Genomic DNA, 12,880 nt, shown 5'->3' with positions numbered 1-12,880 from the left:
TACCCTGTTTTTCCCAAAATTATACTGCGTCGGCTAATGCCACCGCCTCATCGATATCGACGGCAACTATGCGTGAAACCCCTGGCTCGTGCATAGTGACACCTATTAGTTGATCGGCCAATTCCATGGTGATCTTATTGTGACTAATATAAACAAATTGCACACTCTGAGACATCTCTTTTACCAGTCGACAGAACCTGTCTACATTGGCATCATCGAGCGGCGCATCGACCTCATCCAACATACAAAATGGCGCCGGATTCAGCCTGAAAATCGCAAATACCAATGATAAAGCGGTTAATGCTTTTTCTCCACCCGAAAGCAGGTGAATCGTACTATTCTTTTTCCCCGGCGGCCTGGCCATGATGGTGACCCCTGTCTCCAGCAGATCATCATCGGTCAGCGCCAGATAGGCACTGCCGCCGCCGAACACCTTAGGAAACAGCACACCAAGATCTTGGTTGACCCTATCGAAGGTCTCCTTAAAGCGCGTCTTGGTCTCGCGGTCGATCTTGCGAATCGCCTCCTCCAGGCTGCCGAGGGCCTTGGCCAAGTCCGCATCCTGACTGTCGAGATAGGCCTTGCGTTGACTCTGCTGTTCGAACTCTTCAATCGCCGCCAAATTTATCGCGCCAAGATGTTCGATCTGCGCCTTTGTGCGCTCAAGCATCTTCTGACGATGGCTCAGGCTCACCGTCAGATCCAGGGTTGCCTGCACCTCGGCGATATCCACCTCCTGGCCCCTGATCTGGGCTAACTGACTGTCAATTTGACCTTTTATCCCTTCGCGACGTAACTTTAACGCGCTGATGGCTTGAGTCAAGTGCTCTAACTTGCCAACTTGTTGTTTTTGCTTGGCGCCGATCTCGTCTGCTTGATTTTGCAGCTCAGCCTGCTGCAGACGCAGGGCATCGAGCGCCGCCTGCGCCTCCCCCTGACGCGCCAGGGCATCATTGAGCTGGGCCGTCATGGCATCGGCTTGCTGCTTACCATCTAGCTTATCCTGCCCCTCGAGTTGCCCCTGAAGCTCGCTCAGCTCTTGGGCCAGCTCCTTCATCTGCCGCTCGAGCTGCTCCCCCTGCTGACGGCTAAGCGCTTGCTCGGTATTGATCGCCTGCAGCGACTGCTGTAGCTGCTGGGACTGCTGCGCCAACGCCTGACGCTCGCGGCCCAGCGCCTTATGCTGGGCGCGGCGATCGGCAAGTCCTGCCACCTGGCTGTCGGCTGAGCGCATCAGCTCAGTCAGCTGCGCCTCGTCTTGATCGCGACGACTTGTCAGCTCACTAATGCTTTGCTCCACGGCTACTAGCTCGCCGCTCTGCTCTTCGAGCAAGGCCTTCAGCCTGGCTTGCTGCTCACCTTGCCGGGCGATACGCTCCTGGGTCGCCTGAGCCTGCGCCATCAGGCGTTCACGCTCAAGCTGCGTCCCCTGCAAGCTGGTATTAAGCTGGGTGAACGCCTCACGCTGCTCATCCAAGGCCTGATTGACCTCGGCCAGCACCGCCCTACGCTCATCGATCGCCTCGACACTGGCCGCTATGCTGAGCTCAAGCGCCTGCTGCTCGGCCTTAAGCTGCACCAGCTGGCTGCCCTGCTCGGCCTTTTGCAGCACAAAGCCGTTACCGACGATGTAGCCATCGGCAGTGACGATGCGCTCGTCATCCTCAAGTGATCCCAGCATGGCCTTAGCCTGACTCAGGCTATCGACCCAGCTAAGCCTGGACAGCCAGGGCGCCAGGTTGACCTCGCTGCTAAGCCCGGTCCACTGCTGAGATCTACTTAACTCAAAGCCGCTCTCATTCTCTGTTTCCTCTGCGCTTGGCTTGTCACTCACCTTCTGGGTGAGCAGACCGTCGAGCAGCAGGTCTACCGCCGCTTCCCAACCGGGCGTGACCTGAATCGCCTGCCAGAGGGCGCGGCCCTGAAGCGCATCTTCCTGAGGTAAGATACGCTTGACCACCGCCAGACGTCCCCGCTCCTCGGCCAGGGACTGCGACAATGCGTCGACCTGGGCCTGGGTCTGGCGCGCCTGCTCTTGTAACTGAGACTGAGTGGCAGCCCCCTGCTCGATCTCGCCCTTAAGCTCATCGACCCGCTCGGCGAGCCGTTCACACTGAGCATGTTGCAGCGCAAGATTGGCGGTTTCATCCTGATGGGATAGCTGCTCAAGCTGGCGTAACGCGCTCTGATGTTGCGACTTTAGCTTAGCCAGGACGCTCTGCTTATGCTTGAGCTCCCCCTTGGTGAGTTCCAGGCGTAGCTGACATTGGCTAGCCGCCTGCTTGGCCTGACTCTCAGCTTCCTGAGCCTGCTCCAGGGATAACTCGACCTCGCCGAGCTGCTCATCGAGTAACTCGAGCTGCAGCTGCAACGCCTGATGGGCCTCCCGGGCACCGTCCTGACGCTCATCGAGATCGCCGCGCGCTAATATGAGCGCCTGATCCTGAGCCTTTAGCAGTGCCAGCTTCTCTTCGTCCTGCTTGATACGCTGCTTGAGATGCGCATCTTGCTGCTGACGATGCTTGACCTCCTGTTCGAGCTTAGCGATCTGATTACCGTTAAGATAGAAGGCCTCGACCTGTTGCTGCTCCTGGCGCTCAAGCTCATCGAGTTTGAGCTTAAGTTCGGTCAAATTGCGCGACAGAGCTTCTCGTCCGGCATCACCCTCGCTCTGGGTCAGCGTCTTGGCTTCTATCTCCTGGGATAACTTATCAGACTGGGCGCTCAGCTCCAGATATTTGGCCACCTCGAGCTGAGCCTGTTGATCCCGCTCCGTCTGCTTCAGCGCCCGATATTGACGCGCCGCCTCTGCCTGCTCGGCCAACTTGTCTATCTGTCGGCCCAGCTCCTGACGGATATCCCCTAAGCGTTCGAGGTTCTCTCGGGTGTGGCGGATGCGGTTTTCCGTTTCGCGTCGCCGCTCCTTATAGCGGGAGATCCCCGCCGCCTCTTCGATGAAGACCCTCAGCTCCTGAGGCTTAGATTCGATGAGACGTGAGATGGTGCCCTGCTCGATAATGGCGTAGCTGCGTGGACCTAGGCCCGTGCCCATGAAGAGATCGGTAATGTCCTTGCGGCGGCACTTTTGGCCATTGAGAAAGTAGCTGGATTCACCTTCGCGACTCACCTGACGTTTTACGGCAATCGCCTGATAGCTGGCGTACTGACCGCCCAGACGGCCCTGCTGATTGTCGAAGCTGAGCTCGACACTGGCCACGGAGACGGGGCGTCTGGCCGAGGAACCGTTAAAGATAACGTCAGCCATGGAGTCGCCGCGCAGGTGTTTGGCAGAGCTTTCGCCCAGCACCCAGCGCACCGCATCGATCACATTGGACTTGCCACAGCCATTGGGGCCGATAATGGCCGTAAGCGGTTGGTTAAAAGGGATTTTAGTGACATCGACAAACGACTTAAATCCAGCAAGTTTTATCTGTGTGAGTCTCATTGTGCCAGTTTGGTCGTCTATTGGGAGGCGCGCTTGGTATCGCTGTTATTATTGCTAGCCACTTTATCAAAGCATGCCGCATTTTGTAACGTTTTTTCTGTTACGTGGCGTGATTTCACCCTTGTTTTTACAACAGGGCTGACACACAATCGGCCTTAAGCACGAAATAAGGATATTCAGATAAGACTATGAATCAAAAAGCAAGCAAGCCCGCTAAGAGTGGCGTGAACTATTTTCTCGACGGCTTTCGGCTGATCAAACAGCCCGGCCTGAGACGCTTCGTCTTCATCCCGCTGAGCGTCAACCTGGTGCTGTTTGCGGCGGTGATCTACTTCGCCATCGGCCAGCTGGAACAGGTGTTTCAATGGATCAATGGTCAACTGCCAGAGTACCTGAGCTGGCTGAACTTCCTGCTCTGGCCGCTGGCGGTGCTTACCCTCTTGGTGGTGCTCTCCTTTATCTTCAGCTCTGTGATGAACTGGATAGCCGCCCCCTTCAACGGCCTGCTGGCTGAGAAGGTTGAGCAATATCTCACCGGCAAAGACCTCAATACCGGCGGCACCATAGATCTGATTAAAGATCTGCCGCGCATCCTGGGGCGCGAGTGGATGAAACTGAAATATTACCTGCCCAGAGCCATACTGTTTCTCATTTTGTTCTGGGTGCCTTTCATCGGCCAGACCGCCGCGCCTGTGCTCTGGTTTCTGTTTAGCGCCTGGATGATGGCGATTCAATATTGTGACTATCCCTTCGATAACCACAAGGTGCCCTTTAATGATATGAAGTTTGCCCTCAATCAGACCAAGGGCAGCAGCTTTAGCTTCGGCGCCGCAGTCACCCTGTTTTCGATGATCCCCATCATTAACTTTATCGTAATGCCGGTTGCCATCTGTGGCGCCACCTCTATGTGGGTAGACAAGTACCGCGCCGCCTACCGCAACGCGCAGATTGCGCCGGAATAGTGCTCACCTCAAGTCTCTTAAACGCAACGACGTTATGAAAATGACTTCAATAAAAAAGGCCTGCAATTGCAGGCTTTTTTAATGGCTTAACTCGACTCAGTCGACTCAGTTATCCCCGGGGCTGCCAGCAGCTTTCACAGGCAACAATTGGCTTATTGGCTAGGCGATAACCCTTACCTAAACAGTTACCTATACGATTGCCTCGGCGGGCTCTTCTCTAGGCATCTCTTTAGGCAGTTCTCTGGGTTTAGAGAGATCGATCACCACTGTCTCGGAGATCTTATCTTGAATCGCCTGACGGTTAGCATCCCAATATATCTGTAGGAATCCGAGTAAACCTGTGGCGAAACCGGCGCCATAGCCGCCATATCGTCCAAAGGCATCCCATAGCGAGATAGACGATGCATCCAGCGGCACCACCCGAATGTTGAGCAGCTTCTTACCCAGTGTCTGGCCATCGAACCAGGCGGTAAAGATAGTGAAGTAGAAGGCGGCCCAGCCAAAGCCGAGCCCGAGATCGTTTAAGATGCCTTTGGCCCATTCCAGCAGGCTGTAGGGCGAAGGCTTATCTTCCTCCTCATCAAGTTTGTCCGGGTCAATCCCTAGCGCTGCTGGCTCATCCATTAAGGCTTGTTGGCTTGGCTCGGCGACCTTGCTCACTTGCTTGTCCAGCACTGCTTCAGTCCCATCTAGCTCCGCCTTAGGCGCCGGGCTTGACTCGCTAGCTTCTTGCTCCACCACCTCTTGCTTCACTGTCTCTTGCTTCAGTGCTTCTTGCTTCATCGCTTCTTGATTTACTGCGTAAGCATTGGGATAGGCCTGGTTTAGGCGCTGCATCAGTGCTTGTTTTTCCTGACTCGGCAGAGACAGCTCGTCGATCAGCTGAGATGCCAGCGCCACTTTCTCCCTGTCGCTTGCCTTTAAGCTGTCCATCGCACCAAGCAGCTTGGTTAACTTCTCGTCGGCGCAGCTTGCCTCCTCACACAGACTAAGGGCTAAGATCTGCGGCATGACCTTTAGTGCATTCAAGGACTCCGCCTGTTGGCCTGTGGTCTGCGCCACTTTCTCCCCGTCCTTGCCTTTATCTGAATCGCCGTAGGAGATGATATTGTCGCTGGTGACCCAGATTGTCATCAAGAGCATGGCAAGATAGAGGCCCCACTTCAGCGCCTTGCCCAGTTGATGGCTGCGACGCTCAATGACTAAGGTTAAGCCGACCAGGAGAATAAACAGGGCGCCGGCCTGCTCGGCCAACACGCTAATCAGCAAACCATCGATCAGCATCGCTAGGCCGCGCTTGAGTGGCGAGGCCAGCGGGGTATAGAGCAGCTCTGGCGCCACATGAAAGGCGAAGGGGGTGACTATTGTCTTAGGGTCTTTGGTCTTAGGAGCTTTCGTTTTAACATCTTTGGTCTTAGATTTTTTAGCTGACTCAGGGCTCGCAGATTGATGCGCTGTGCTCGGCATATTCGCCGCATCCCCTATCCTATCGTTTGTGCTGCTCACTCATCTGCTCCCTGCGAATTATTCTGATTATTTTGGCTAGCGGGCCTGATACATTTCGCTAAGTTATCAATAGGATCCCCATTAGACCAGCCCCCTTAGCGATGTAATTATGATATAAGTGACAGCTTTTATAACAGAAAAGAATAACGAAGATGAAACTATCATTTCTAATGCGCCCAAACCACACTATGATTTAGCTGTATACATTAAGGAGCAAGTAATCCATGAGTAAAATTTTCGAAGACAATTCATATACCATAGGTAATACACCTCTTGTTCGCCTAAATCGCGTCAGCAAGGGAAATGTGCTCGCCAAGGTTGAGGCCCGTAACCCTAGCTTTAGTGTAAAGTGTCGTATTGGCGCGAATATGATTTGGGACGCCGAAAAGAAGGGCTTGCTCACTAAAGACAAAGAATTGATCGAGCCAACCTCAGGCAATACAGGTATTGCACTGGCCTATGTCGCAGCGGCACGTGGTTATAAGCTAACCCTGACCATGCCAAACACCATGAGCCTCGAACGTCGCAAGCTGCTTAAAGCCTTGGGTGCCAATCTTGTGCTGACCGAAGGTGCCAAGGGTATGAAGGGCGCCATCGACAAGGCTGAAGAGCTGCGTCAATCTGCGCCAGAAAAATACCTGATCTTAGGTCAATTCGATAACCCAGCCAACCCTGAGATCCACGAGAAGACCACAGGTCCAGAGATCTGGAACGACACAGACGGTGAAGTCGATGTGGTTATTGCGGGCGTGGGTACCGGCGGCACCATTACCGGTGTAAGTCGTTACATCAAGCAAACCCAGGGCAAGGCGATCACCTCGGTTGCGGTTGAGCCTGCAGACTCTCCTGTCATTGGCCAGACCATGGCCGGTCAGCCTGTACAGCCTGGTCCACATAAGATCCAAGGTATCGGTGCCGGTTTCATCCCAGGCAACTTGGATCTCGACGTAGTCGACCGCGTAGAGGCCGTGACCAACGAAGAAGCGATCGAGATGGCCCAGCGTCTGATGAAAGAGGAAGGTATCCTGGTAGGTATCTCTTCGGGTGCAGCAGTTGTTGCGGCTAACCGTATCGCCGACTTGCCAGAGTTTGAAGGCAAGAATATAGTGGTGATCCTGCCATCTGCGGCCGAGCGTTACCTCTCTTCTGTCCTCTTCCAAGGCCAATTTGGCGACGCGGAAAACGTTCAGTAAGACTCGCCTAATAAGGCAAGTTAACTAACTCGAGGCCCCAATAGTTTTAAACTATTGGGGCTTTATTTTATGGCGCGCAGGATCTTGTCGATACAGGCGCCAAGGGTCTGCTGTAGGAAGTCACTATCCAGATTGCCACTGATAATACTCTGATACTCTACCCAACGAATCAGCCCCAAAAGCTGATGGGCATCGGCATTGGCCGTGGTAGATCCTAAGGCGGTAAAAAACTGCTCGATAGTGCAGACAAAGCCATTGTCCAGCAGCTGAATCGCCTCGGCTAGCGAAGGATTGCGCAGCGCCTCTTCGTGAAACGCCACCTCGAGAATACGATCATCCCTGTGACTCACCTGGGTTTGAATATGTTCACAGAGAAATTCGGTCAGATGCGCCGCCACCTTATCCGGGGCCATCTGGTGACGGTCTGCCTTAAGCGCCTCAAGCAACTGAAAACTCTTCTGCTCCAGAGTGTTGTTCATCCACAGAGTTTTTTCGGCAAAGTAGGTTAAGGCGTCGCTGATCAGATCTTTGATATCTTTAAAGTAATAGGTGGTCGAGGCAAGCGGTACCTGCGCCTCGGTTGCCACGGCGCGATGACGCACGCCGCGAACCCCCTCCTTGACGATCAACCTTAGGGTTGCCTCTAAGATGGCCACGCGCCGCGCCTCACCATCGGCCCTGTGGGTGATACGTCCAACATAACTAAGAGGTTGCTGCATTAATTATATCCTTATCGATCTATGCCGTCGGCGACAGAGCTCGTGCTATGTTAACACCTGAGTAACACTTGACCTAGCACAGCGTCGTTACACGCCCCTTCTCAGTGACCAATAACGCCTTGTATCGTCGATAATTTTGGCTATCTTGGGACTGTTTTCGCGAGCCAGGTCGATAAAACGACATAGACTTGATGTTCTCTGCAGGGGATCGGGCTAGAGTGGATGGCATTTCACTCACTCAAACGTCAGGACTCTGATGGACTTTTACCAATCGCCGAAACAGATATCGGCATTTGATGCCAAATTTGAAGTACAAAAAATCGCATTCGCTCCCATAACCTTCCAGGTTGCCCGTTGCCTGCTGAAATTTGATCTATTAGCCCAAATCGAAGCTAAACCTGGCTCGAGCCGCGCACAGCTCGCGAGCCAGGTTGAACTTTCAGACTATGGCGTTGGCGTCCTGCTGGATATGGCCCTGAGCATGGGACTCGTCTGGCAAGATGATCAAGGCTTCCACCTGGACAAGATAGGCCACTTCCTGCTTCACGATGAGATGTCCAGAGTCAACCTCAACTTCAACCATGACGTTTGTTATCAAGGCATGTTCGAACTCGACAAGGCATTGGAGAATGGCGAAGCCAGTGGGCTTAAGGTGTTTGGCGATTGGCAGACCATCTACCCTGGTTTAAGCCAGCTGCCACCGGCGGCCAAGCAGAGCTGGTTCGAGTTCGACCACTTCTATTCCGATCACGCCTTTGGCACTGTGCTGCCACTGATCTTTAAGGCCAAGCCGAAGACACTGGTAGATATCGGCGGTAACACGGGAAAATGGGCCCTTGCCTGCACCCGCTACGATGCCGAGGTCGAAGTCACCATCATGGATCTCCCCGGTCAGCTGAAGGTCGCCATGGAAAATGCCAAGGACAAGGGCTTGAGTGACCGTATCCATGGCTTCGAATGCGATCTGTTAAAGGCGGATACGCCTTTCTTTAAGGGGGGAGATCTTTACTGGATGAGTCAGTTCTTAGATTGCTTCTCCGAGGAGCAGATACTGACCATATTAAAACTAGCCGCCGCCAATATGGCTTCCCATAGCGAACTCTGTATCTTAGAGACCTTCTGGGACAGACAACCCTGTGAAGCCGGAGCCTATTGTGTCAATGCCACCTCGCTCTACTTCACTGCCATGGCAAACGGCAATAGCCGCATGTACCACTCGAAAGATCTGCTTAAGCTGATCTCATCGGCAGGCCTCTATGTCGACGAGGATATTGATAATATAGGATTGGGCCATACCTTGCTGCGCTGTCGTAGAAAGCCTTGATACTTAAACCTAAAGTCTTAAATCTTTAACCTTAAATCTATAACCTTAAATCTTAGGTAGACCGATGATCTCAGGCATGCGGTCTACCTAGCTCTCTCTGCTCTCCCCTCTTTCGGCTGCCTATGCTCTGTAGTGCGGAGTGTACTCAGGTTCATTAGCGTTAGGTTCATTAGCGTTAGATTAATAAGCGCTTGGTGAATGTACATTAGCCTAACGCCAAATCCGGCGAAGCCACCTGAGTGTCGCTAAGCTCCTGCTCAGCCAACAAACCGTCGCCTGTGAAGGTTACTCCTGTTGCTCTTCCCCTTGCCCCGGTATTTGTCCAGATGTTTGCTCTCGAATAAGACTGTTCGTACTGTTAGTTGGCACAATTCACACACCAACTTTCAAAGCTTGATAATGTTTTTGCCATCGCCATTTTCGCTACTATGTACACTTTCATACATGCAATTAGCCAAGTCAAAAATATCAACACAAATTTAACAAACACATCCCTCAAGCTAAATAAGAACGACTTATCACTGGCGTAAAATAGATCATAAAACCAGGGAAACAGCGCATCTTTATAGTAGCAACTAATAGTCCCGCACTTTTAACTTAACAATAAATCAACAATAAAATAGGTACAAACAGAGGTGATTTTGCTCACAAACAAATCATTTCCACAATATTTTTCATATTTTTTGTATTTTTTTTAAATAACAAACAGCACAACCGTAAAACAAATAGCAACAAAAATAAAAACAAATCAAAAACAATTAAAATCACAAGAGTTAACAACAAACAAACATCTGCGCGCAAAATTAAACATTGTGGCGAATCTTGAAATAAATCGCTTAATTTTTACACTTCGACCGAGGTTATTTGTATATAATTTGTTAATTAAAGGATAAAGAACCAAGCAAGTGAATGAGCGTATCAGCTGTAGCCACCATGTTGCAGTTGTTATCTCTCTATGATTATATCGAGCACGAGGTAAAGATTTATCAATATAAGTAAATATTTGAAAAGTTTTTACTAAATAAAGATCGACACTCAGATCGAATAAAAATCGATCAGTCCATAAGTGTACATATCAAAAATTAAAATAAGTCTCAGGGAGAAACATAATGCAGCCTAATTCTATATTGGCTAAAGCTGTCCGTTTCGCATTAATTGGTGGTGCCGCGACGGCAGCACTAAGCGTACCAGCCGTTTATGCGGCAGACGAAGATAGCGTAGAACGTATCGAAGTCACAGGTTCACGTATTAAGCGTACCGACCTAGAAGGATCTTCACCAGTTACAACTATTAGTGCTGCTGATATTGAAAAAACAGGTGAAATGTCTGTAGCTGACGTTCTTCGTCGTAGCAACATCAACACCTTTGGTTCTTACGCTGAATCTTCAGGCAGTACTTGGCAGAGCCAATCAAACATCTCACTACGTGGTGCTGGCGCAGACCGAACTCTTGTCCTGCTCAACGGCAAGCGTATGCCTGGTTCACCTACTTTAGGTGGTACAGCAGTAAACTTGAACACCATTCCTACTGCAGCTATCGAAAGAATCGAAGTTCTTACTGATGGCGCTTCAGCTGTATATGGTTCTGATGCGGTAGCTGGCGTTGTTAACATCATCTTAAAGAAAAACTTCGATGGTCTTGAGTTTTCTGCAACTGGCACCAACCCTCAACAAGCTGGTGGTGAAGAGTGGAAAGCACACGTAATTGGTGGCGTAACTGGTGACAAAGGAAGCATGACTTTCTCTATGGAGCACCAGAACCGTGAAATCATTTATCAACGCGATCGTTGGTTCTCAAGCTCAACAAACATATTAGCGGACAAATATGCGGATACTACAGGTGTATCTCCATACGCTCGTAACTTCCTGAATATGACCACAGGTCAATTCAGACCTATGGCGGCTTGTAACAACGACAAGATGGTCGGTGGCGGTCATATTTATGACTACGGCGATGGCGACTACATCTGCGGCTATGACTACACCTCTGAAGCGGCAGATCACGCCGCACGTAAATACACCGCAGGTTACATCAATGCCGATTATGAAATTTCTGATGAAGTACGCTTCGAAGGTCAAGGTCTGTTCTCTCGTAACGAAACTTTTGGTCGTTACGCACCAGCAGCTGGTTGGTTCAACGTAGAAGCTGGTCAAGTCGACATCCAAAACATCGATGACAATGGTAACAGCACTGGTACAAGCAAGAACCCTGATGCGGGTCGCGTATATTATCGCTTCACCGATGTTGGTACTCGTGACTCAAAAACTATCGACTACAGCACCGACATCCAGCTAGGTCTGGTTGGCGAACACGACAGCTTCGGTTGGGATTTCACCTACCACTATAACCTAGCTGAAAACAGCAACTACGGTTCTGGTTATGTACACCGCCCAACTGTAGAAAACTTAGTTAAGAGCGGCGACTTTAACTTCGGTCCAGAAGGTAATAGCGACGCAGTTGTTGCGGCGATTAGTCACGACACATTGAAGCAAGACATTATGGAATTCCATAGTGTGAATGCTGGTGTTAACTTCGAGGCAATCGAGCTACCAGCTGGTGATATCGGTTGGTATTTTGGTACTGAGTTCATGCAATACAAGTATGAATCACGTGTCGATGCAGAATCTTCTGCTGGTGAAGTCATTGGTTCATCAGGTAATGGTTCAGCTGGCGATCGCGATGTTTTCGCAGTCTTCGGTGAATCTATTATCCCAGTAACCGAAGCTTTAGAGCTTAACCTTGCCTTCCGCTACGATAACTATTCAGACTTCGGTTCAGCGACAACTCCTAAGGTTGCTCTACGTTATCAAGTTCTAGATAACGTGGTACTGCGCGCTTCATGGGGCCAAGGCTTCCGCGCACCGTCACTATCTGACTTATATGCGGCAGACTCATTCAGCGCGGATAGCGCCACTGACTATCACTACTGTGAGATTCAAGGCACATCACCGTCTGATTGTAAGTCAAAGCAATACGACGTAACTCGTAAGGCAAACCCTAACCTAGATCCGGAAACTTCAGATTTCTATAACCTAGGCGTGATCTGGAACATCACAGACAACTTCAGCACTAAAGTTGAATACTACAACCTAAGCATTGAAGACGTGATCACCTTTGTTTCTCTAGACTCATTGCTAAAAGAAGAGAAGAAAGTGGGTTACGGCAACTTAGCACTTGGTGATATCAAGCGTGTTGGTGATGATCCAAACGGCAAGATCCTGTCAGCTACGACTCCACAAGTTAACGGTAATGGTTTCGACACTTCTGGTATCGACTTTAACCTGACTTATACCGGTCTAGAGACAGCTGTGGGTGACTTCGGTTCTACCTTCGACCTAACCTATGTTATTGACTACAACGAAGAAGAATACTTCGATGGCCCAGTCAACAACAAGATTGGTCGTAACGGTATGCCAGAATTCCGCTTTACATGGGTGATCGATTGGACATATGGTGACCACAATGCGTCACTGTTGACTCAATACATCGATGGTCAGGCAGAAAAGACTGATCCAAATACCTACGAGCAAATTGGCTCGCTATCGTCTCAAACTACGTTTGATGCGACCTATAGCTACAATGCTCCTTGGAATGGTAAGTTCACCCTAGGTGTTCGTAACATTACTAACGAAGACCCAGTGTTAGATTCAAACCTGGAATATGATTCTTCACTGTACAACCTGTATGGTCGTACTTATACAGCATCGTATACTCAGAAGTTCTAATATCAC

At 50.6% G+C, this 12,880-nt stretch carries 7 protein-coding genes; 4 read left to right on the top strand and 3 right to left on the bottom strand.

Annotation, left to right across the window (positions count from 1 at the left end; genetic code table 11):
* Positions 1-19: 19 nt before the first annotated feature.
* The gene (gene smc / locus AYI87_RS06775) at positions 20-3,445 is read right to left on the bottom strand and encodes a chromosome segregation protein SMC (RefSeq protein ID WP_144200671.1); all 3,426 of its coding nucleotides are present in this window, start codon (positions 3,443-3,445) and stop codon (positions 20-22) included.
* Positions 3,446-3,633: 188 nt separating this feature from the next.
* On the opposite strand from smc, the gene cysZ reads away from it, so the two are divergent.
* Entirely contained in the window at positions 3,634-4,407 is a 774-nt protein-coding gene (gene cysZ, locus AYI87_RS06770) for a sulfate transporter CysZ (protein WP_144200669.1), read from the top strand.
* A 189-nt stretch (positions 4,408-4,596) separates the two neighbouring features.
* Here cysZ and AYI87_RS06765 read toward each other — a convergent pair whose 3' ends face one another.
* Positions 4,597-5,874 (bottom strand): RDD family protein, encoded by a 1,278-nt coding sequence (locus AYI87_RS06765; RefSeq protein WP_144200795.1) that lies wholly within the window; start codon positions 5,872-5,874, stop codon positions 4,597-4,599.
* A 263-nt stretch (positions 5,875-6,137) separates the two neighbouring features.
* Here AYI87_RS06765 and cysK point away from each other — a divergent pair, with 263 nt between their 5' ends.
* Positions 6,138-7,106 (top strand): cysteine synthase A, encoded by a 969-nt coding sequence (gene cysK / locus AYI87_RS06760; protein ID WP_144200668.1) that lies wholly within the window; start codon positions 6,138-6,140, stop codon positions 7,104-7,106.
* Between the two features lie 62 nt (positions 7,107-7,168).
* On the opposite strand, the gene AYI87_RS06755 is transcribed toward cysK, so the two are convergent.
* Positions 7,169-7,825 carry a TetR/AcrR family transcriptional regulator gene (locus tag AYI87_RS06755; protein ID WP_144200666.1) on the bottom strand — a complete coding sequence of 219 codons (657 nt, stop codon included), beginning with the start codon at positions 7,823-7,825 and terminating at the stop codon, positions 7,169-7,171.
* Positions 7,826-8,081: 256 nt separating this feature from the next.
* On the opposite strand from AYI87_RS06755, the gene AYI87_RS06750 reads away from it, so the two are divergent.
* Positions 8,082-9,149, top strand: a complete 1,068-nt coding sequence (locus AYI87_RS06750; RefSeq protein WP_144200664.1) for a methyltransferase — start codon at positions 8,082-8,084, stop codon at positions 9,147-9,149.
* A gap of 1,109 nt (positions 9,150-10,258) precedes the next feature.
* Positions 10,259-12,874, top strand: coding sequence for a TonB-dependent receptor plug domain-containing protein (locus tag AYI87_RS06745; protein WP_144200662.1), 2,616 nt, complete (start codon positions 10,259-10,261; stop codon positions 12,872-12,874).
* Positions 12,875-12,880: the final 6 nt, after the last annotated feature.

Origin of the sequence: Shewanella sp. KCT (genome assembly GCF_007636505.1) — a bacterium.
GTDB classification, from domain to species: Bacteria; Pseudomonadota; Gammaproteobacteria; order Enterobacterales; family Shewanellaceae; genus Shewanella; species Shewanella halotolerans.
The sequence above is the reverse complement of the archived record's forward strand: the minus strand, read 5'-3'. Positions and strand labels throughout refer to the sequence as shown.